The 20,929-nt window shown below is 71.6% G+C and carries 20 protein-coding genes; 9 read left to right on the forward strand and 11 right to left on the reverse strand.

The annotated features are described in order from the left end of the window. Nucleotides 1-77 precede the first annotated feature (77 nt). Together ACIA8Q_RS08515 and ACIA8Q_RS08520 are read left to right on the forward strand one after the other, a co-directional pair. On the forward strand, nt 78-1,412 hold the full coding sequence (locus ACIA8Q_RS08515) for an MFS transporter (RefSeq protein ID WP_360219577.1): 1,335 nt from the start codon (nt 78-80) through the stop codon (nt 1,410-1,412). A 26-nt stretch (nt 1,413-1,438) separates the two neighbouring features. After that, a complete protein-coding gene (locus ACIA8Q_RS08520) occupies nt 1,439-1,618 on the forward strand; it encodes a hypothetical protein (protein WP_360219575.1) in 180 nt (59 codons plus the stop codon). Nucleotides 1,619-1,655: 37 nt separating this feature from the next. Here the strand turns inward: ACIA8Q_RS08520 and ACIA8Q_RS08525 are convergent, their stop codons facing one another. The 10 genes from ACIA8Q_RS08525 to ACIA8Q_RS08570 form a co-directional block, all read right to left on the reverse strand. Then, nucleotides 1,656-1,994, reverse strand: a complete 339-nt coding sequence (locus ACIA8Q_RS08525) for a helix-turn-helix transcriptional regulator (RefSeq protein WP_360219573.1) — start codon at nt 1,992-1,994, stop codon at nt 1,656-1,658. Beyond that, the gene (locus ACIA8Q_RS08530) at nt 1,994-2,374 is read right to left on the reverse strand and encodes a type II toxin-antitoxin system RelE/ParE family toxin (RefSeq protein ID WP_360219570.1); all 381 of its coding nucleotides are present in this window, start codon (nt 2,372-2,374) and stop codon (nt 1,994-1,996) included. Before ACIA8Q_RS08530 ends, ACIA8Q_RS08525 begins: the two co-directional genes overlap by 1 nt. Before the next feature lie 46 nt (nt 2,375-2,420). Beyond that, on the reverse strand, nt 2,421-3,698 hold the full coding sequence (locus ACIA8Q_RS08535) for a thymidine phosphorylase (RefSeq protein ID WP_360219567.1): 1,278 nt from the start codon (nt 3,696-3,698) through the stop codon (nt 2,421-2,423). A 112-nt stretch (nt 3,699-3,810) separates the two neighbouring features. Then, complete coding sequence (locus ACIA8Q_RS08540; protein ID WP_360219564.1) at nt 3,811-4,200, reverse strand: cytidine deaminase; 390 nt, start codon at nt 4,198-4,200, stop codon at nt 3,811-3,813. A gap of 11 nt (nt 4,201-4,211) precedes the next feature. Next, nucleotides 4,212-5,477: an ABC transporter permease gene (locus ACIA8Q_RS08545; RefSeq protein WP_360219561.1), complete on the reverse strand. Its 1,266-nt coding sequence runs from the start codon at nt 5,475-5,477 to the stop codon at nt 4,212-4,214. Then, nucleotides 5,474-6,637 carry an ABC transporter permease gene (locus ACIA8Q_RS08550; RefSeq protein WP_360219558.1) on the reverse strand — a complete coding sequence of 388 codons (1,164 nt, stop codon included), beginning with the start codon at nt 6,635-6,637 and terminating at the stop codon, nt 5,474-5,476. The genes ACIA8Q_RS08545 and ACIA8Q_RS08550 overlap by 4 nt, the downstream gene beginning before the upstream one ends. Before the next feature lie 4 nt (nt 6,638-6,641). Further along, nucleotides 6,642-8,216 (reverse strand): ABC transporter ATP-binding protein, encoded by a 1,575-nt coding sequence (locus ACIA8Q_RS08555; RefSeq protein ID WP_387901224.1) that lies wholly within the window; start codon nt 8,214-8,216, stop codon nt 6,642-6,644. A 294-nt stretch (nt 8,217-8,510) separates the two neighbouring features. Beyond that, nucleotides 8,511-9,569: a BMP family ABC transporter substrate-binding protein gene (locus ACIA8Q_RS08560; RefSeq protein ID WP_360219555.1), complete on the reverse strand. Its 1,059-nt coding sequence runs from the start codon at nt 9,567-9,569 to the stop codon at nt 8,511-8,513. A 308-nt stretch (nt 9,570-9,877) separates the two neighbouring features. Next, complete coding sequence (locus ACIA8Q_RS08565) at nt 9,878-11,143, reverse strand: amidohydrolase (protein ID WP_396316917.1); 1,266 nt, start codon at nt 11,141-11,143, stop codon at nt 9,878-9,880. Nucleotides 11,144-11,326: 183 nt separating this feature from the next. After that, nucleotides 11,327-12,916, reverse strand: coding sequence for a methylmalonyl-CoA mutase family protein (locus ACIA8Q_RS08570; RefSeq protein WP_360219549.1), 1,590 nt, complete (start codon nt 12,914-12,916; stop codon nt 11,327-11,329). A gap of 195 nt (nt 12,917-13,111) precedes the next feature. Between ACIA8Q_RS08570 and ACIA8Q_RS08575 the strand changes: the two genes are divergently transcribed. The 3 genes from ACIA8Q_RS08575 to ACIA8Q_RS08585 all read left to right on the forward strand — a co-directional run bounded on the left by ACIA8Q_RS08575 (nt 13,112) and on the right by ACIA8Q_RS08585 (nt 16,379). Beyond that, nucleotides 13,112-13,852, forward strand: a complete 741-nt coding sequence (locus tag ACIA8Q_RS08575; RefSeq protein WP_360219546.1) for an SDR family oxidoreductase — start codon at nt 13,112-13,114, stop codon at nt 13,850-13,852. 68 nt (nt 13,853-13,920) lie between these two features. After that, nucleotides 13,921-15,570 (forward strand): alpha/beta hydrolase, encoded by a 1,650-nt coding sequence (locus ACIA8Q_RS08580; RefSeq protein WP_396316918.1) that lies wholly within the window; start codon nt 13,921-13,923, stop codon nt 15,568-15,570. 137 nt (nt 15,571-15,707) lie between these two features. Then, the gene (locus tag ACIA8Q_RS08585) at nt 15,708-16,379 is read left to right on the forward strand and encodes a 2-oxo-4-hydroxy-4-carboxy-5-ureidoimidazoline decarboxylase (RefSeq protein ID WP_396316919.1); all 672 of its coding nucleotides are present in this window, start codon (nt 15,708-15,710) and stop codon (nt 16,377-16,379) included. A 27-nt stretch (nt 16,380-16,406) separates the two neighbouring features. On the opposite strand, the gene ACIA8Q_RS08590 is transcribed toward ACIA8Q_RS08585, so the two are convergent. Next, nucleotides 16,407-17,189: a hypothetical protein gene (locus ACIA8Q_RS08590; protein WP_360219540.1), complete on the reverse strand. Its 783-nt coding sequence runs from the start codon at nt 17,187-17,189 to the stop codon at nt 16,407-16,409. A gap of 280 nt (nt 17,190-17,469) precedes the next feature. Between ACIA8Q_RS08590 and sdhC the strand changes: the two genes are divergently transcribed. The 4 genes from sdhC to ACIA8Q_RS08610 are packed head-to-tail and all read left to right on the forward strand — an operon-like array spanning nt 17,470 to nt 20,917. Beyond that, complete coding sequence (sdhC, locus tag ACIA8Q_RS08595; protein WP_360219537.1) at nt 17,470-17,850, forward strand: succinate dehydrogenase, cytochrome b556 subunit; 381 nt, start codon at nt 17,470-17,472, stop codon at nt 17,848-17,850. A gap of 8 nt (nt 17,851-17,858) precedes the next feature. Further along, nucleotides 17,859-18,350 (forward strand): succinate dehydrogenase, hydrophobic membrane anchor protein, encoded by a 492-nt coding sequence (gene sdhD / locus ACIA8Q_RS08600; RefSeq protein WP_360219534.1) that lies wholly within the window; start codon nt 17,859-17,861, stop codon nt 18,348-18,350. Between the two features lie 51 nt (nt 18,351-18,401). After that, the gene (sdhA, locus tag ACIA8Q_RS08605; RefSeq protein WP_396316920.1) at nt 18,402-20,144 is read left to right on the forward strand and encodes a succinate dehydrogenase flavoprotein subunit; all 1,743 of its coding nucleotides are present in this window, start codon (nt 18,402-18,404) and stop codon (nt 20,142-20,144) included. Continuing rightward, complete coding sequence (locus ACIA8Q_RS08610; RefSeq protein ID WP_360219528.1) at nt 20,144-20,917, forward strand: succinate dehydrogenase iron-sulfur subunit; 774 nt, start codon at nt 20,144-20,146, stop codon at nt 20,915-20,917. The genes sdhA and ACIA8Q_RS08610 overlap by 1 nt, the downstream gene beginning before the upstream one ends. Nucleotides 20,918-20,929: the final 12 nt, after the last annotated feature.

The raw sequence follows: 20,929 nt of genomic DNA on the forward strand, positions 1-20,929 counted from the left end.
GACTCATACGACAGTGCATCAATAATCCCCTGTTGATGCATTGGACGCATCAGCGCCGCGCGCCTAACGTCGACGACATGCAGCCCGCCGATACCAAGGCGTCCGTGGCCGTCCCGGATGCCCCCACCGCCGCCCCCGACCCCACCGCCGCGCCGGACGCCCCCACCGCCGTCCCGGACTCCCCCGGCACCGCCCCCGCACACGACGACCGCCACCGCCCCGGCCAGCGCTCCTTCCGCCGCGCCAACCTCGCCCTGTTCGCCGCCGGGATCGCGACCTTCGTCCTGCTCTACTCCACCCAGGGCCTGCTGCCGGTCCTCTCGGCCGACCTCGACCTCACCCCCGGACAGGCCAGCTGGACGGCCTCCGCCGCCACCCTCGGACTCGCCCTCGCCCTGCTCCCCGCCAGCGCCCTGTCCGACCGGTACGGCCGCACCGCCGTGATGACGGCCTCCACCCTCGCCGCCGCCGCCCTCGCCCTCGCCCTCCCGTTCGCGCCCGACCTCACCACCCTCGTCGTGCTGCGCGTCCTCCAGGGCGCCGCCCTCGCCGGCCTGCCCGCCACCGCGATGGCCTACCTCGCCGAGGAGGTCCACCCCAGCGCCCTGGCCTCCGCGATGGGCCTGTACGTGGCCGGCAACAGCATCGGCGGCATGGGCGGCCGGCTGCTCTCCGGCTGGACGGCCGCCGCCCTAGGCTGGCGCTGGGGCCTCGCCGCCTCCGCCGCACTGGCCCTGCTCGCCGTGCTCGCCTTCCGGCTGCTGATCCCCGCCGCCCGCCACTTCACCCCGGCCCCGGTGGACGCCCGCGCCCTCGCCCGCACCGTCGGCGGGCACCTGCGCAACCCGCTGCTGGTCCGGCTGTACCTGCTCGGACTGCTCTTCATGGCCGTGTTCGGCGCGGTCTACAACACCGTCGGCTACCGGCTGATCGGCGCGCCGTTCCACCTGCCGGAGTCCGTCGCCGCCTCGATCTTCGTCGTCTACCTGGTCGGCACCGGCACCTCCGCCGCCGCCGGCCGCCTCTCCGGCCGGCTCGGCCGCCGCGGCGCGCTCTACGTCTCGATCGGCGTGACGGCCGCCGGGCTGCTGCTCTCGCTCGCCGAGTCCCTGCTCTGCGCGCTGCTGGGCCTGGTGCTGATCACCGCCGGCTTCTTCGCCGGCCACGCCACCGCCTCCTCGGCGGTCGGCCGCACCGCCACCCGGGGCCGCGCCCAGGCCTCCGCGCTCTACCTGATCGCCTACTACCTGGGGAACAGCCTCGGCGGCACCGTCGGCGCCGACGCCTACCACGCCACCGGCTGGACCGGCGCCGCCGTCGTCGGCCTCGTCGCCATGACCCTCGCCGCCGGCGTCACCCTCCACGGCACCCGGCAGGCCCACACCGCCCGCCGAGCGGTCGCGAACGCCTGACGGCCACCGCGGATACGCTCCGGACCATGAGCACCGACCCCGCCGGGTACGCCCGGCTGCGTGAGATCGCGCGTCAGCTGCCGCAGGTGCCGGGAATAGGGAAGATCGAGATCGCCGACGGCGGGATCGTCGTGACGACGTCACCGGTGAAGCGTCACGAACTCGCCGCCATCCGCCTGGCGCGCGACAGTTCGGTGAGCCCTTGACACCAGCGTCCTGCGGACCTCCGCCTGAAGCGGCCCGTCAGGCCGCCGGCGGGTGGAAGCGGACGGCGGCCTCGACGTCGGGCGTGACGTGGATGTCGAGCTCGGACTCCAGCGCGGCCGCCAACCGCTGCAGCAGCGGAAGCGTGGGCACGGTGCCGGCTCCCTCGATGCGCTCGATTTCGTCCTCCGTCAGGTTGGCCCGACGGGCCACCTCCGCCTGCGACAGGCCGAGAGCAGTGCGGCGGTCGTAGAGCGCCTGCCCGAACGCCCAGGAGTAGTGGAACTCCAGCCGCTCCGCGGCGCTCTCCGGGCTCTCCTGGACATGCTCGCCCAGCAGCTCGCGCGTGCGGCGGGTCCGCCACTGAGAGTGGTTCACTACTGCTCTCCCTCCGAGACGATCCGGCTGAACTCCTCGTGCGCGGGTTCGTGTTCGGACTCGCAGATCTTCTGAGCCCACAGAGCCCGGGTGACCTCAGCAGTCTCGCGCATCCGCCTCTTGGTGAACACCGTCAGCAGAATGATCCGTCGCCCGGGCGCGAGCCAGTAGGTGATCCTCGTGGCCGCGCCCCCCAGATCGAAGCGAAGCTCGCGCACCAACCCGTCCAGGTGGCGCGAGTACGGCTCGCCGAGCGTCGTCGCACGATCGGCCAGAAGGTCGACGGCGCGCTCGGTCCTGCAATAGTGCAGCGGCGGAAGCGCGGCGAGCCACGTCCGGACTTCGGGTTCGATCTCGATGGAGAAGCGGTCGACTCCCATGTGCGGCAGCGTAGAGCACGCTGCCGCACAGGAAGTAATCGCATGACTACGCGATGCGGTCCAGCACGATCGGGTTCGGGGTGAACGCGGTGCCGGCCGGGGAGACCTCGATGCCGCCCTCCAGGGCCTCGACGGCGTAGGCGAAGCGCTCCGGGGTGTCGGTGTGCAGGGTCAGCAGGGGCTGACCGGCCACCACGGTGTCACCGGGCTTGGCGTGCATCTCGACGCCGGCGCCGGCCTGCACCGGGTCCTCCTTGCGGGCGCGGCCGGCGCCGAGGCGCCAGGCGCAGACGCCGACGGCGTAGGCGTCGAGGGTGGTGAGCACGCCGGAGGCGGGCGCGGGGATGACGTGCTGCTCGCGGGCGACCGGGAGCGGGGCGTCGACGTCGCCGCCCTGGGCGGCGATCATGCGGCGCCAGTGGTCCATCGCGGAGCCGTCGCGCAGCGCGTCGGCCGGGTCCTTGCCGTGCACGCCGGCCGCGGCGAGCATCTCGCGGGCGAGGGCGAGGGTGAGCTCGACGACGTCGGCCGGGCCGCCGCCGGCCAGCACCTCGACCGACTCGCGGACCTCCAGCGCGTTGCCGGCGGTGAGGCCGAGCGGGGTGGACATGTCGGTGAGCAGGGCGACGGTGTTGACGCCGGCGGTGGTGCCGAGGCCGACCATGGTGCGGGCCAGCTCGCGGGCGTCGTCCAGGTTCTTCATGAAGGCGCCGGAGCCGACCTTGACGTCCAGGACCAGCGCGCCGGTGCCCTCGGCGATCTTCTTGGACATGATGGAGGAGGCGATCAGCGGGATGGCCTCGACGGTGCCGGTGACGTCGCGCAGCGCGTAGAGCTTCTTGTCGGCGGGCGCCAGGCCGTCGCCGGCGGCGCAGATGACGGCTCCGGTGCCGCGCAGTACGTCGAGCATCTCCTCGTTGGAGAGCAGGGCGCGCCAGCCGGGGATGGACTCCAGCTTGTCGAGGGTGCCGCCGGTGTGGCCGAGGCCGCGGCCGGAGAGCTGCGGGACGGCGGCGCCGCAGGCGGCGACGAGCGGGGCCAGCGGGAGGGTGATCTTGTCGCCGACGCCGCCGGTGGAGTGCTTGTCGCTGGTGGGCTGCGCCAGCGAGGAGAAGTCCATCCGGACGCCGGAGCGGATCATGGCGTCGGTCCAGCGGCTGATCTCGCGCGACTTCATGCCGTTCAGCAGGATGGCCATGGCGAGCGCGGACATCTGCTCGTCGGCGACCTCGCCACGGGTGTAGGCGTCGATGACCCAGTCGATCTGAGCGTCGCTCAGCTCTCCGCGGTCGCGCTTGGTCCTGATGACGGAGATGGCGTCCATGCGTGCTCCAAGAGGGGGTTCAAAAGCGAAGAGTGTCGCGAGATGACCGGGTTACGGCCCACTCGCGACACTCTACGCGCGTAACAAATGCAGATGCTAGAGCCGCTCCGGCTTACAGGCGCTCCGGTCCGAACGCGTCGGGGAGGACCTCGCTCATCGGGCGCACGCCCGAGGGGAGCTCGATCAGCAGCTCCGGTCCGCCGTGCTCGTACAGCAGCTGGCGGCAGCGCCCGCACGGCATCAGCAGCTCGCCCGCGCCGTCGACGCAGGTGAAGGCCGTCAGCCGGCCGCCGCCCGAGGCGTGCAGCGCGGACACCAGCCCGCACTCGGCGCACAGCCCGAGCCCGTACGAGGCGTTCTCGACGTTGCAGCCGGTGACCAGCCGCCCGTCGTCCACCAGCGCGGCCGCGCCGACCGGGAACTTGCTGTACGGGGCGTACGCGTGGCCCATGGCCTCGCGCGCGGCCGCGCGCAGCCGCTCCCAGTCGACCGCGGGGCTCACCGGAGCCGCCGTCACTTGCCCTGGCCCTTGCGGTAGATCTGGCCGTCCGCCTTGGGCATCCGCAGGCGCTGCGAGGCCAGCGAGAGCACCACCAGGGTGATCACGTACGGCGTGGCGACGATCAGCGGGCGCTGGACCTCGTCGGTGAGCGCGTACCAGGCACCGAGGCCGCCCGCGATCACGATCGAGACCGCGGCGGAGGTGAACTTGCGCCGGTACAGCTGCCAGAGCGCGAGCAGGGCCATCGCGATGGAGACGGTCAGGATCAGGACGTGCACCGACTCCGGGTCGCGCAGCTGGAGGCTGTCGGTGAAGCCGAACAGGCCGGCGCCCATGGCGAGGCCGCCCGGCATCCAGTTGCCGAAGATCATCGCCGCGAGGCCGATGAAGCCGCGGCCGAGGGTCTGGCCGTCCTTGTAGAAGTGCGCCGCGACCAGCGAGAGGTACGCACCGCCGAGACCGGCGAAGGCACCGGAGGCGATGACCGCGAGGTACTTGTACTTGTAGACGTTGACGCCCAGCGACTCGGCGGCGGTCGGGTTCTCACCGCAGGAGCGCAGCCGAAGGCCGAACACCGTGCGCCAGAGCGCGAAGTAGCTGATCACGATCAGCGCGGCCGCCAGCACCACGACCACCGAGATGTTGGTGACCAGGCCGCCGAGCACCCCGGCGACGTCCGAGACGAAGAACCAGTGGTGGCCCTCGATGTCCTTCAGCCAGGAGGACAGGCCCGGGACGGTGATGTACGGCAGCGGATCCGCCGGCGGCGACTGGTTCGCACCGGCGCCGACCGAGATGTAGTCCTTGTAGTAGATCCGGTTGACGTACGCGCAGATGCCGGGGATCAGCAGGTTGATGCCGACGCCGGAGACGATGTGGTCGACGCCGAAGCTGACGGTGATCACCGCGTGCAGCAGACCGCCCAGCGCACCGCCGAGCATGCCGGCCAGCAGACCGACCCACGGGTTGTACAGGTAGCCCGCCCAGGCACCGCAGAAGGTGCCGGCGACCATCATGCCCTCGAGGCCGATGTTGACCACGCCGGCCCGCTCGGACCAGAGACCGCCCAGACCGGCCATGCCGATCGGCACGGCGGCGCTGAGCGCCGCGGTGACCTGCCCGGAGGAGGTCAGCGAGTGGTTGCCGGTGGCCATGCCCACGGCGGAGAACAGCACCAGGGCGCCCGCGATCAGCAGCAGCACGACCGGCCAGGAGAGCTTGCGCTTCTTGGCGGGGGCGCCGGGCGCCTTCGGACGAGCAGCGGTAGCCGTGCTCATGCGGACACCTCCTTCTTCTCAGTGGCCGCGAGCTGGGCGGCGAGCTGGGCGCCGACCTTCTGCTGCTGGCGCTTCAGGCTGTAGCGGCGCACCAGCTCGTACGCGACGACGACGCAGATGACGATGGTGCCCTGCATGACCTGGACGATCTCGAACGGGAAGGCCCCGTTCTTCGGCAGCGGCAGCTGGTTGCCGGTGGCGTCCAGGAAGGCGAACAGCAGGGCCGCGAAGGCCATGCCGATCGGGCTGTTCCGGCCGAGCAGGGCGACCGAGATGCCGAGGAAGCCGAGGCCCGGCTGGAAGGTCTGGCCGTAGAAGTACGAGTTCTGCAGCAGCTCGGGCATGCCGATCAGACCGGCCAGGCCGCCGGAGACCGCCATCGAGATGATGACCATGCGCTTGACGTTCACGCCGGACGCGGTGGCCGCCGACTCCGAGCGGCCGGTGGCGCGCAGGTCGAAGCCGAAGCGGGTGCGGGTCAGGGTGAACTGGAAGGCCACGCCGACCAGGACGGCGATGAAGAGGAAGCCCCAGAGCGGGCCGCCGGCCGTGTCGAACGAGAAGAAGTGGCTCGACTGCGAGATCGGCGCGGTCTGGATCGAGTTGCTGGTGCCGCTCTGCTCCGGGGCGAAGATGCCCGGGACGAGCAGCAGACCGACGATCGCGACGGCGATCGAGTTCAGCATGATGGTCGAGATGACCTCGCTGACGCCGCGGTAGACCTTCAGCAGACCGGCGATGCTGGCGTACAGACCGCCGACCAGCATGGCGGTGACCAGCAGCAGCGGGATCTGGATGATCGCCGGCAGGTCGACCTGGGCGCCGATGAAGGCCGCGAACAGCGCCGCGACCTTGTACTGGCCCTCGACGCCGATGTTGAACAGGTTCATCCGGAACCCGAACGCGGCGGCCGCGGCGGCCAGGTAGTAGGTGGTGGACCGGTTGAGGATCGCCACCTGGCCGTCCGACTTGGTGGCGTACGTGAGCATCACGTTCCACGCCTCGAACGGGTTCTTGCCCGAGGTCGCCAGCAGGACGGAACAGATCACCACGGAGAGCACGACCGCGAGCACCGGCGCCGCCAGTGCGAGCACGATCCGCTCACCGCTGATCCGCTGCGTCAGGCTGCGCTTGGCGGCAGGGGGGTTGGGACTGGTCATGTGGCTACTCCCCCGCCTCGGCGTCGCCGGCGGTGTCGGTGTGCGAGTGCTCGGCCTCGGTGCCCTCCGCCGCGGCGGCGTGCGCCTCGGCGACGGCGTCCGCGTCGGACTCGATGTGGCCGCTGGCGGCACCGGTCATCGCGGTGCCGAGGTCCTCGGCGGTGACGGTGGCCGGGTCGGCGTCGGCGACCAGGCGCCCGCGGTAGATGACCCGGATGGTGTCGGAGAGGCCGATCAGCTCGTCCAGGTCGGCGGAGATCAGCAGGACCGCCAGGCCCGCGCGCTGCGCGACCCGGATGTGCTCCCAGATCTGCGCCTGGGCGCCGACGTCCACACCGCGGGTGGGGTGCGCCGCGATCAGCAGCTTGGGCTGGTGGCTCATCTCGCGGCCGATGATCAGCTTCTGCTGGTTGCCGCCGGAGAGGGAGGCCGCGGTGACCTCGATGCCGGGGGTGCGGACGTCGTACTGCTCGACGATCCGCCAGGTGTCCTGCCGGGCGCCGGAGGGGTCGAGCAGGACGCCCTTGGAGTTGGGCTCCTCGGTGACGTGACCGAGGATCCGGTTCTCCCAGAGCGGGGCCTCCAGCAGCAGGCCGTGCCGGTGGCGGTCCTCGGGGATGTACCCGATGCCGGCCTCGCGGCGGGCGCGGGTGAGCGAACCCGAGAGGTCCTTGCCGTCCAGGGCGACGGTGCCGCCGTCCAGCGGCAGCATGCCCATGATGGCCTCGACCAGTTCGGCCTGGCCGTTGCCCTCGACACCGGCGATGCCGAGGATCTCGCCCTTGTGGATGCGCAGCGAGATGTCGTCGAGGACGACGCGCTCGATGCCCTCGGCGTCGGTCTTGGCGATCCGCAGGTCCTCGACGGCGAGCATCACGTCGGTGGTCACGGTCGACGCGCGGCTCTCCGGGGAGGGCAGCTCGGCGCCGACCATCAGCTCGGCGAGCTGGCGGGCGGTGACGGCCTTCGGGTCGGCGTCGCCGACGGTGGTGCCGCGCCGGATGACGCTGATCGCGTCGGCCACCGCCAGCACCTCGTGCAGCTTGTGCGAGATGAAGATGACGGTGACGCCCTCGGACTTCAGGTCGCGCAGGTTGTCGAACAGCGCGTCGACCTCCTGCGGGACCAGCACGGCCGTGGGCTCGTCGAGGATCAGGATCTTGGCGCCGCGGTACAGCACCTTGAGGATCTCGACGCGCTGGCGGTCCGCGACGCCGAGGTCCTCGACCAGGGCGTCCGGGCGCACGCCCAGGCCGTACTGGTCGGAGATCTCCCGGATCTTCGCCTTCGCCTTGGCGCCGATGCCGTGGATGTTCTCGCCGCCGAGGACGACGTTCTCCCACACGGTGAGGTTGTCGGCCAGCATGAAGTGCTGGTGCACCATGCCGATGCCGCGGGAGATGGCGTCGCCCGGGGTGTTGAACTCGCACTGCTCGCCGTTGATCGCGATGGTGCCCTCGTCCGGCTTCTGCATGCCGTAGAGGATCTTCATCAGCGTCGACTTGCCGGCGCCGTTCTCACCCATCAGGGCGTGCACGGTGCCGCTGCGGACGGTGAGGTTGATGTCGTGGTTGGCCACGACGCCGGGGAAGCGCTTGGTGATGCCGCGCAGTTCGACGGCCGGTGTCGCCGTCCCCGCGCTGGGGGTTCCGTCCTTGCGCAGGGGGACGGGGTCGGATGCGGTGATGGCGATCTCCTGGTGGTCTGGAGGCGCGTCGTTGCGCTGGGAGGGCCAAGGGTGAGGACGTGGGGACGGGACGGGGCCCGGGGGTACGCGTTCAGCGCACCCTGCCGGGCCCCTCCCGTTGTGCCGTGTCAATCATCGCGCTGCCGGGCAGGCGGCAGTCGCTACGTCGTCCGGGACGCGCGGGCCTTACTGGGCCGGGGCGGTCGGGACGGTGGTGGCGCCGGAGGTGATCGCCGTGGCGGCGGCCTTCAGCTTGTCCTGGATGTCGTCGATCTTGCCACCGGTGGTGGCCAGCGAGACACCGTTGGCCTTCAGGTCGAACAGCTTGACGCCGGTGAACGGCGCGCCCTTCTTGACCGACTCGATGTAGGAGAACACCGCGTTGTCGACGTTCTTGACCATCGAGGTCAGGATGCTGTTCTTGTACTTCGCCAGGGCCGGCTGGTTGGCCTGGTCGGAGTCGACACCGATGGCCAGGGCGCCCTGCTTGTTGGCGACGGCCTCGATGGCGCCGTTGCCGGAGGAGCCGGCGGCGGAGTAGATGACGTCCGCGCCCTTGTCGAGCTGGCCCTGCGCGGCCTCCTTGCCCTTGTCGGGCGAGTTGAAGCCGGAGAAGTCCGGGGGGGTGGTCAGGTAGGTGGTCTCGACCTGGATGTTCGGGTCGACGGACTTCACACCCGCCTTGTAACCGGCCTCGAACTTCTTGATCAGCTCGGACTGCACACCGCCGATGAAGCCGACGTGCTTGCTCTTCGACTTGTTCGCGGCGGCGACGCCGGCGAGGTAGGAACCCTCCTGCTCGGCGAAGACCAGCGACGTGACGTTGGACGGCTGGTCCTTGTCGTTCGAGTCGATGATCGCGAACTTGACGTCCGGGTTGTCCTTGGCGACCTTGTCGACCGCCTGCTGGTAGACGAAGCCGACCGCGATGATGGTCTTGTAGCCACCGTCGATCAGGTTCTTGAGGCGGGTCTCCTTGTCGGCCTCGGCCTCGCCGGTCTTGGCGTCGGCCTCGGTGACGGAGACGCCGAGCTCGGACTTGGCCTTGTCGAGACCGCGGGCGGCGGAGTCGTTGAAGGACTGGTCGCCACGGCCGCCGATGTCATAGGCCATACCGACCTTGAGCGAGCCGTCGGAGGAACCGGAGGAGGCGTTGTCAGTGCTCTTTGCGCCGCAAGCGGCGAGCGAGGCCATGCCCAGGGAACCCGAGAGCACAACCGCGGCGAGCTTCATTGAACGGCGCAAGGGAGTATCTCCTTCTCACACGCACCTGATTAGCGTGGTCGGACGCCACCGTAACGCGCGTAGAACACGGTTGTGTTACGGGCTGCCGGAGCATTCGGGTTGTTATCAAACCGTGGTCTCACGGTCGTCCCGAGGCCCTCTTCCCGTGCGCGGACGGTGATCCGGAACTGGTTTCAGACCAGTCTACGGAACTGTTCGAAAAGCCCGGATCAGCGCGGACCGGCCGGCGCCCTGCTGGGCACCGGCCGGTCCGGGGGGTCGTTCGCACACGTCGCGGGGACCTGCCGCACGGGCGGCGGTCCGCCGGCTCAGAGCTCCGGCTCGTCCAGGGCCAGCGCCGCGAAGAGCTCCACGCCGATCCCGATCGCCCGCTCGTCGACGTCGAAGCGGCCCTGGTGCAGGTCCCGGACGGCGGTGTCACCGGGGGCGCGGACGCCGAGCCGGGCCAGCGCGCCCGGGGCGTGCTCCAGGTACCAGGAGAAGTCCTCGCCGCCCAGGCTCTGCTCGGTGCCCTCCACCACCTGCAGGCCGTCCGCCCCGCCGGCCGTGCCGAACCGGGCCGTCATCGCCGCGTCCAGCAGCGCGACCGAGACCGCCTCGTTCACCACCGGCGGCACCCCGCGGTGGTAGTCCAGCGTCCACTTCGCCCGGTAGGTCTCGGCGAGCTTGGCGATCAGCTCGTGCAGCAGGTCCGGCGCCTCGCGCCAGCCGTCCAGCTCCAGGCAGCGGACGGTGCCCTCCAGCTCGGCGTGCTGCGGGATGACGTTGGGCGCGGAGCCGGCGGCGATCCGGCCCCAGACCAGGCTGACGCCCCAGCGCGGGTCCATCCGGCGGGCCAGCGCACCCGGCAGGTCGGCGGCCATCCGGGCGATCGCGGTCACCAGGTCGGTGGTCAGGTGCGGGCGGGCGGTGTGGCCGCCGGGGCCGTCCAGGTGGAGCACCAGGCGGTCGCAGGCCGAGGTGATGGCGCCGGTGCGCAGCGCGATCCGGCCCACCTCCACCTTGGGGTCGCAGTGCACGGCGAAGATCCGGCCGACCCCGTCCATCCCGCGGGCCTTGATGACGTCCAGCGCGCCGCCCGGCATGACCTCCTCGGCCGGCTGGAAGACCAGCCGCACCGGGCGGCCCAGCTCGCCGGTGCGGGCGGCCTCCGCCAGCACCAGGGCGGTGCCGAGCACCACCGAGGTGTGCACGTCGTGCCCGCAGGCGTGGGCCCGCCCGGGGACGGTCGAGCGGTACGGCACGTCGCTCTTGGCGTCGTCGATGGGCAGCGCGTCGATGTCGGCGCGGAAGGCCAGGAACTCGGCGTCCGGGGCGGTGCCGGCCGGGACGACGTCGACGATCAGCCCGGTGCCGCCGGGCAGCACCCGCGGGCTCAGGCCCGCCGCCACCAGCCGGTCGCGGATCAGACCGGTGGTGCGGAACTCCTGTCGGCCGAGCTCCGGATGCCGGTGCAGATCACGGCGGAAGGCGATCAGCTCGGGCTCCAGCCTCCTGACCCTGGCGCGCAGATCGGCGGCGGGGCGTGCGGCGGCGAGAGTGGCGCCCGGCTGAGCGGGCTCAGGACGGTTCATCTCAACAAGAGTAGGCCTGTTGGGGGGATTTGGCCCGACTTCCGGAAAACTAGTCCCCGGATGGGCGCATACCGGCCGAACAGGTGGGTATGACATCTCGTTTCAGCCGCCTTCCCCGGGTTGCTTGCCCTGTGCAACGATCACCCGGGCCGGTGGACACGGGCGCGGTGCCTTGACGGCGGCTCAGAAGCGGTCCACCGGGGAGTACCCGCCCCACACCCCGCGCAGTGCGTCGCAGACCTCGCCGACGGTGGCCCGGGCGGCCAGCGCCTCCTTCATCGGGTACAGCACGTTGTCCGCCCCCTCCGCGGCGCGGCGCAGCGCGTCCAGGGCCCGGGTGACGGCCGCGGAGTCGCGGTCGGCGCGCAGCCGGGCCAGCCGTTCGGCCTGCCGCCGCTCGATCGCCGGATCCACCCGCAGCGGGTGATAGGGCTCCTCGGTCTCCAGCCGGAAGCGGTTGACGCCCACCACCGTCCGCTCGCCCGAGTCGGTCTCCTGCTGGATCCGGTAGGCGGTGCGCTCGATCGCGGCCTTCTGGAAGCCCTGCTCGATCGCGGCCACCGCGCCGCCCAGCTCCTCGACCCGGGCCATCAGCGCCAGTGCGGCGGCCTCCACCTCGTCGGTCATCGACTCCACGGCGTAGGAACCGGCGAACGGGTCCACGGTGGCGGTCACGTCCGTCTCGTGGGCGATCACCTGCTGCGTCCGCAGGGCGAGCCGGGCCGCCTTCTCGGTGGGCAGCGCGATCGCCTCGTCGAAGGCGTTGGTGTGCAGCGACTGGGTACCGCCGAACACCGCGGCGAGCGCCTGCACCGAGACCCGGACCAGGTTCACCTCGGGCTGTTGGGCGGTCAGCTGCACCCCGGCGGTCTGGGTGTGGAAGCGCAGCATCCGCGAGCGGGGGTCCCGCGCGCCGAACTCCTCGCGCATCACCCGGGCCCAGATCCGCCGGGCGGCGCGGAACTTGGCGACCTCCTCCAGCAACGTGGTGCGGGCCACGAAGAAGAAGGAGAGCCGCGGCGCGAAGTCGTCCACGGCCATCCCGGCGGCCAGCGCCGTGCGGACGTAGGCGATGCCGTTGGCCAGCGTGAAGGCGATCTCCTGCGCCGGGTCCGCCCCGGCCTCGGCCATGTGGTACCCGGAGATCGAGACGGTGTTCCAGCGCGGGATCTCGGCCCGGCAGTAGCGCATGAGGTCCGCGACCAGCCGGAGCGAGGGCTGCGGCGGGAAGATGTAGGTGCCCCGGGCGATGTACTCCTTCAGCACGTCGTTCTGGACGGTGCCGGTGAGCCGGGCCGGCGCCACCCCCCGGGCCTCGCCGACGAGCTGGTAGAGCAGCAGGAGCAGCGCGGCGGGCGCGTTGATGGTCATCGAGGTGGACACCGCGTCCAGCGGGATCCCGTCGAACAGCGTCGCCATGTCCTCGACCCCGTCGACGGCCACGCCCACCTTGCCGACCTCCCCGGCGGCCTGCGGCGCGTCCGAGTCGTAGCCCATCTGGGTGGGCAGGTCGAAGGCCACCGAGAGTCCGGTGCCGCCGCCCGCGATCAGCTGCCGGTAGCGGGCGTTGGACTCGGCGGCGGTGCCGAAGCCCGCGTACTGCCGCATCGTCCACGGCCGCCCGGTGTACATCGTCGGGTGGACGCCCCGGGTGTACGGGTACTCCCCCGGGCGTCCGAGCCGGCTCGCCGGGTCCCAGCCGGCCAGCGCCTCCGGGCCGTACAGCGGCTCGATCTCGAATCCTGACTCGGAGCGGCGCGGTTCCGCGGCCATGGGCCCTCCTGGGGGCGGGAGCGGTGGTCCTCGCAATGTAGGGCGCGTCCGGCGGTTCCCGGCGGCCCGGCGCGCGGCGTCCGGGTGCCGGCCGCGCAGGGGCGTGACCGGGCGGCGGGCGCGCGGACGGGGTTGAGATGATCGGGTGAACGACCGAATGTGCGTACCCCCACACCGAGCCCCCAGGGAGTGGCAATGACCGAGCAGAAGGTGGCCGTGGTCACCGGTGCCAGCAGCGGAATCGGCGCGGCGACCGCCCGCCGGCTGGCGGCCGAGGGCTTCGACGTGGTGCTGACCGCCCGGCGGACCGAGCGGATCGAGGCGCTGGCCAAGGAGATCGGCGGCCGGGCCCACACCGTGGACGTCACCGACCGGGCCGCCGTGGACGCCTTCGCGGCCGAGGTCGGCCGGGTGGACGTGCTGGTGAACAACGCCGGCGGGGCGATCGGCGCCGAGAGCGTCGAGCACGGCGACCCGGCCGACTGGCGGGCGATGTACGAGGTGAACGTGCTCGGCGTGCTGCACATGACGCAGGCGCTGCTGCCGGCCCTGCGGGCCAGTGGCGACGGCACGGTGCTGGTGCTCTCCTCGACCGCCGCACTCACCGCGTACGAGGGCGGCGGCGGGTACGTCGCCGCCAAGCACGCCGCGCACACCATCGCGGCCACGCTGCGGCTGGAGCTGTGCGGGGAGCCGATCCGGGTGATCGAGATCGCCCCCGGCATGGTGCGCTCCGAGGGCTTCGCGGTCACCCGCTTCCGCGGCGACGAGGAGAAGGCCGCCGCCGTGTACGCCGGCGTGGCCGAGCCGCTGACCTCCGAGGACGTCGCGGACACCGTGGCCTGGGCGGTCACCCGCCCCCCGCACGTCAACATCGACCTGCTGGTGGTCCGGCCGCGCGCCCAGGCGGCCAACCACAAGGTGCATCGCGCCTGATCAGCGCCGGTCCGGGCGGCCCGGGGCCCGGTGATCATGCGCACCGTGCCGAGTGATACACACGTGCGATGAGAACCTTCCGGGCCGCCCGCCCACGGGTGCTGCTGACCGCCCTCGCGGCCGGCACCCTGCTGCTCGCCACCGCATGCGACGACACCGCCGGACCCGCCCGGGGCCAGGCCGCCGGCACCACCGCGCCCGCCGCCGCGAGTCCGACCGCCACGCCGACGCCCACCCCCGAGCCCACCGGGGAGGCCGACCCGGCCCTCAAGCCGTTCTACGGCCAGCAGATCACCTGGGCGGACTGCCCCGCGGACCCGAAGGCCGAGCAGGCCAAGGTCGACCTCTCCACGCTGAAGTGCGGCAAGCTGCACGTCCCGCTCGACTACGCGAACCCCGCCGGCGACGCCCTCGACCTCGCCCTGGTGAAGTACCCCGCCGCCAAGCCGGACCAGCGCCTGGGCTCGCTCATGGTCAACCCCGGCGGCCCGGGCGGCTCCGGCGTCGAGATGGTCACCTTCGGCACCAAGGACTTCGCCGGCAGCCTGCACAACCGCTACGACGTGATCGGCTTCGACCCGCGCGGCACCGGCGCCAGCTCGCCGATCCACTGCCTCGACGACAAGCAGCGCGACGCCGAGTCCCAGCAGGACGCCCCGCTCGACCCGGTGGCCCGCAAGGCCCAGTCGGACCGGCAGGACGCCGAGTTCACCGCCGCCTGCCAGGCGAAGTCCGGCAAGCTGCTGCCCTTCGTCGGCACCCGCAACACGGCGCGCGACCTGGACGTGCTGCGCGCCGCCGCCGGGGACCGCAAGCTCAACTACCTGGGCATCTCCTACGGCACCTACCTGGGCTCGCTCTACGCGGAGGAGTTCCCCGGCAACACCGGACGGCTCGTCCTGGACGGCGCCGTGGACCCGGCCGCCGACGACCTCGACGCCTCCGTGAGGCAGATCGTCGGCTTCGAGACGGCCTTCGACCGCTTCGCCGCCGACTGCGTCGAGAACCACGCGGACGAGTGCGCGCTCGGCAAGGACCCGGCCGGCGCCGCCAAGAAGGCCGCCGACTTCCTGGACGGCCTGCGCGACCACCCGCTGCCGACCAAGGACGGACGCAAGGTCGGCAGCGACCTGGCCTGGACGGCCGTCCGCTCGGCGCTCTACGGCGACGAGAACCAGACCTGGAACTACCTGCGGGTCGGCCTCACCGTGGCGATCAAGGCCGGCAAGGGCGACGTCCTGCTGGCCTTCTCCGACGACTACAACGAGCGCGACGAGAACGGCCACTACACGCCGCTCCACGAGGCGCACGCCGCGATCGGCTGCGCCGACGGGGCGGCCCCGGCACCGACGCCCGAGCGCGCCCAGCAGGCCGTGCAGCAGCTCCAGCAGCAGGCCCCGCTGATGACCAAGGGCGTGAGCGTCGAGGACTTCACCGAGGACTCCTGCCACGGATGGCCCTACAAGTCCCCCGAGAAGCCGCACACCATACGGGCCGAGGGCGCCGCCCCGATCCTGGTGGTCGGCTCGACCGGCGACCCGGCCACCCCGTACGCCTCGGCCGAGGCGCTCGCCAAGGGCTTCGCCAAGGCCACCCTGCTCACCCGGGTCGGCGAGGGCCACGGCGCCTTCGGCAAGGGCAACGCCTGCATCGACCAGGCCCTGGAGACCTACCTGATCGACGGCACCATGCCGGCCGAGGGGACCCGCTGCTCCTGACCCCGACCGGGCCGGCCACCGGCCGCCCACCGGGCCGGACCTAGCAGACGACGGCGGGGAGGGCGCTGACACGAAGGTGTCAACGTCACAACTTGATAGCTCGTCCGGATGAATTCCGCGCGCGCCCTCCCCAACTGATGACCGCTCAACTACCTTTGAGGAGTTGTCGACGGGCGCTCGAAGCCGCTCGCGGCCCCCCATACTTCAGCTGCTCCACCCACCCCACTCCACCGGCACCTTCCCGCCCTCACGAGGAGGACCCGCTGGCCAGCGACATCCCGCCACAGCGGCCCGAACCCAGCTCGGAGCCGACCCTCCTCGGGCTGCACCGCTTCAACGAGGCCGACGCCGGCGCCGCCGAGGAGGCCCTCCTGGCCTGCTGCGGCAGCCGCCGGTGGGCCCTGCGGCTCACCGCCCACCGGCCCTACCCCGACATAGGGTCCCTGCTGGCCGCCGCCAGCGAGGCCTCCTACGACCTCCGCCCGGCCGACCTCGCCGAGGCGCTCGCCGACGAGAGCTGGATGCCGCAGCCGCTGCTCGGCATGCGGGCGCCGGGCAGCCAGGCCGCGCACACCGCGCTGCGGGCCGCCCACGCGGCGTACGAGGCCAGGTTCGGCCACGTGTTCGTGGTCTGCCTGGAGGGCGTCGCCCCGGAGGAGATGCTCGACACCGTGCTCTCCTCGATCCGCACCCGACTCGCCAACGACCCGGACGAGGAGCGGCTGATCGCGGCGGACGAACTCCGCCGGATCGCCCTCACCCGGCTGGAGCACCTGGTCGCCACCCACTCGGAGGCCGGGGCGCGCTGAGCCGGCCGCCGCCCCGACCCACCCGCCCTACCCGCCCGTCGGCCCGACCGCCTGCGCGGCCCGGAGCTTGGCCACCTGTCGCCGGACGACCAGTTCGTCCGGCGCGGCGGCCGGCTCGGTGGCGACGCCGAAGGTGGTGAACACCGCGAGCACCGGCCCGACCCGGGCCAGCACCGCGCGCTGGGAGAGCACCGCGCTCCCCGATTCATTCGTGAGGGTGAATCCGAGGGCCGCGTCCGCTCCCCCGGGAGTGGGCGTGTCCACCCGGCTCAGCCGGTGCCCGGTCCGGATCGGCGCCTTCCTCCCCTGCTTCTCGGCGGGCGGGGCCGGCGCCGCCGAGGTGAACGCGGCGCACGGGCCGAACAGCTTCTCCAGCTCCGCCTGCAGTGCGGCGGCCCGCCCCGTCCGGTAGCCGAGCAGCCCGCCGTACAGCCCGCGCTCGGGGTCGGTCGCCCGCGCCACGCCGAGGTCCGTCTCCGCGTACGGGTAGCCCGGCCCCGGCGAGGCGGTGGCGGCGCCCGACGCGGCCGGGGTCACCGCGTCCAGCAGCGGCTGGCAGGCCGGCACGTCCGCCACCTCCCGCCCGGCCCCGGCCCCGGTGTCCCCGTGACCGGGCGTCATCACCGTCACCGCGTAGCCCGCCCCGAGGTCCGCGTCGGCCACCGCGGCGGCGCGCAGCTCGGCCGCGGACAGCTCCCGGGCGGGCGCCGCCCGGTCCGCGGAGGGGCCGCCGACGGTGGTGCAGCCCGCGGCGAGCAGCAGCAGACCGGCGAGGGCGGCGGCGGACGGTCGGGCGGGGCGGAACGGCACGGGGGCCTCGGCAGGGTGTCGGCGGCGGATCCGGCGCGGTGGGTCCGGCGGCGGGGCGGGCCGCCACCGTAGCGCAGCCGAACCGTCACCCAGAGCGACGGAACGGGCTCCGGTTCCCGTCCAACTAGGCCAGTCGTGCCTGATTGATCACACCTGAGGCCCCCGGAGGCGGTTCACCAGACGGCGTCGATAGGATGCTGGCGGCCGGTGGACCGTACCCGGCCGGGCTGACCGACACCGAAGCCGGCCGAGCCCCCAATCGCTTCCGGAGGGTTTTTCCGTGCCGGCTGGAACGCTGTACCGCGGCCGGGAAGGCATGTGGAGCTGGGTGGCTCATCGAGTCACCGGCGTCCTCATCTTCTTCTTCCTGTTCGCCCATGTCCTGGACACCGCGCTGGTGCGGGTGTCGCCCGAGGCCTACGACACCGTCATTCAGACGTACAAGACGCCTCTCGTGAACCTGATGGAGTACGGCCTGGTGGCCGCCATCCTGTTCCACGCCCTCAACGGCCTGCGGGTCGTCGCGGTCGACTTCTGGGCCAAGGGCCCGAAGTACCAGAAGCAGATGCTCTGGACCGTCGTCGGCGTCTGGGTCGTCCTGATGGCCGGCTCCTTCTACGGGATCCTGCAGCACACGCTGATCTCCTGGTTCGGGAAGTGAGCCGACACATGTCCACGGAAATCTCCGACGCGCTGGTGGTCCCCTCCGCCCAGGCGCACACCGGCAAGGGCCTCGGCACCGGGAACCCGGCCGACGAGTTCGTCATCGAGCCTCCGCGCAAGCGGACCGCGAAGACCCCGCGCCGCACCCGCACCAACTTCGAGATGCTGGCCTGGCTCTTCATGCGCCTGTCCGGTGTCGTCCTGGTCGTGCTGATCCTCGGCCACCTGCTGATCATGCTGGTGCTCGACGGCGGCGTCTCCAAGATCGGCTTCGCCTTCGTGGCCGGCCGCTGGGCCTCGCCGTTCTGGCAGGTCTGGGACCTCGCGATGCTGTGGCTCGCCATGCTGCACGGCGCCAACGGCATGCGTCAGGTCATCAACGACTACGCCGAGAAGGACTCGACCCGGCTCTGGCTCAAGGGGCTCATGGGTACCGCCACGGTCTTCACCGTGCTGCTCGGCACCCTGGTGATCTTCACCTTCGACCCCAACATCTGAGCCGCGAGCAACATCGGACATCGGCAGAGGCCAGAGGCGAGTTAACCCCCCATGCAGATTCACCAGTACGACACCGTCATCGTCGGCGCCGGCGGCGCCGGCATGCGCGCGGCCATCGAGTCGACGCAGCGCAGCCGCACCGCGGTCCTGACCAAGCTCTACCCCACCCGGTCCCACACCGGCGCGGCCCAGGGCGGCATGTGCGCCGCCCTCGCCAACGTCGAGGAGGACAACTGGGAGTGGCACACCTTCGACACGGTCAAGGGTGGTGACTACCTGGTCGACCAGGACGCCGCCGAGATCATGTGCAAGGAGGCCATCGACGCCGTCCTCGACCTGGAGAAGATGGGTCTGCCCTTCTCCCGCACCGAGCAGGGCCGCATCGACCAGCGCCGCTTCGGCGGGCACTCCCGCAACCACGGCGAGGCCCCGGTCCGCCGCTCGTGCTACGCGGCCGACCGCACCGGCCACATGATCCTCCAGACGCTGTTCCAGAACTGCGTCAAGCACGGCGTCGAGTTCTTCAACGAGTTCTACGTCCTCGACCTGCTGCTCAACGAGGGCAGGACGGCCGGCGTCGTCGCCTACGAGCTGGCCACCGGCGAGATCCACGTCTTCCAGGCCAAGTCGGTCGTGTTCGCCTCCGGCGGCACCGGCAAGTTCTTCAAGGTCTCCTCCAACGCCCACACCCTCACCGGTGACGGCCAGGCCCTGGTCTACCGCCGCGGCCTGCCGCTGGAGGACATGGAGTTCTTCCAGTTCCACCCGACGGGCATCTGGCGCATGGGCATCCTGCTCACCGAGGGCGCCCGCGGCGAGGGCGGCATCCTGCGCAACAAGGACGGCGAGCGCTTCATGGAGCGCTACGCCCCCGTCATGAAGGACCTCGCGTCCCGTGACGTCTGCTCCCGCGCGATCTACACCGAGATCCGCGAAGGCCGCGGCTGCGGTCCGGACGGCGACCACGTCTACCTGGACCTCACCCACCTGCCGCCGGAGCAGCTGGACGCCAAGCTCCCGGACATCACCGAGTTCGCCCGCACCTACCTCGGCATCGAGCCCTACACGGACCCGATCCCGATCCAGCCCACCGCGCACTACGCCATGGGCGGCATCCCGACCAACGTCGAGGGTGAGGTGCTGCGCAACAACACCGACGTCGTCCCGGGCCTGTACGCGGCCGGCGAGGTCGCCTGCGTGTCCGTGCACGGTGCCAACCGCCTGGGCACCAACTCGCTGCTGGACATCAACGTGTTCGGCAAGCGCGCGGGCGTCGCCGCCGCCGACTACGCGCAGACGGTGGACTACACCGAGCTGCCCGAGAACCCGGCCGAGAAGGTCCAGGCCATGGTCGACGGCCTGCGCGAGTCCACCGGCACCGAGTCCGTGGCGCAGATCCGCAAGGAGCTGCAGGAGACCATGGACGCCAACGCCATGGTCTACCGCACCGGCGCCACCCTGAAGCAGGCCGTCGAGGACATCGCCGCGCTGCGCGAGCGCTACAAGCACGTCTCCATCCAGGACAAGGGCTTCCGCTACAACACGGACCTGCTGGAGGCCGTCGAGCTGGGCAACCTGCTCGACCTGGCCGAGGTGCTGGCCGTGTCCGCGCTGGCCCGCGAGGAGTCCCGCGGCGGCCACTACCGCGAGGACTTCCCGACCCGTGACGACGTGAAGTTCATGCAGCACACCATGGCGTACCAGGAGGTTGCCGCCGACGGCACCACCTCCATCCGCCTCGACTACAAGCCGGTCGTCACGACCCGCTACCAGCCGATGGAGCGTAAGTACTGATGAGCACTCCGACCGTGGAGAAGCACTCGGCCGCTCTGGACGCGGCCGAGAGCGGTGCCACCCAGCTGATCACCGTCACCTTCCGGATCCGCCGGTTCAACCCGGAGGAGCACCCGGACCCGGTGTGGGTCGACTACCAGCTCGAGATGGACCCGAAGGAGCGCGTCCTGGACGCGCTCAACAAGATCAAGTGGGAGCAGGACGGCACCCTCACCTACCGCCGTTCCTGCGCGCACGGCATCTGCGGCTCCGACGCCATGCGGATCAACGGCCGCAACCGGCTGGCGTGCAAGACCCTGATCAAGGACGTCAACCCGGAGAAGCCGATCACGATCGAGGCCATCAAGGGCCTCACGGTCCTCAAGGACCTGGTCGTGGACATGGACCCGTTCTTCCAGGCGTACAAGGACGTCATGCCGTTCCTCATCACCAAGGGGAACGACCCGACGCGCGAGCGCCTGCAGTCCGCCGAGGACCGCGAGCGCTTCGACGACACCACCAAGTGCATCCTGTGCGCCGCGTGCACGTCGTCCTGCCCGGTGTTCTGGAACGACGGCCAGTACTTCGGCCCGGCCGCCATCGTCAACGCGCACCGCTTCATCTTCGACTCGCGTGACGAGGGCGCCGAGCAGCGCCTGGAGATCCTCAACGACCGTGAGGGCGTGTGGCGCTGCCGCACCACCTTCAACTGCTCCGAGGCCTGCCCCCGTGGCATCGAGGTCACCAAGGCGATCCAGGAAGTGAAGCGGGCCCTGGTCACCCGCCGCTTCTGAGCCACCCGGCCC

Source organism: Kitasatospora sp. NPDC051705, assembly GCF_044453265.1.
In the GTDB taxonomy this organism is placed as follows: domain Bacteria; phylum Actinomycetota; class Actinomycetes; order Streptomycetales; family Streptomycetaceae; genus Kitasatospora.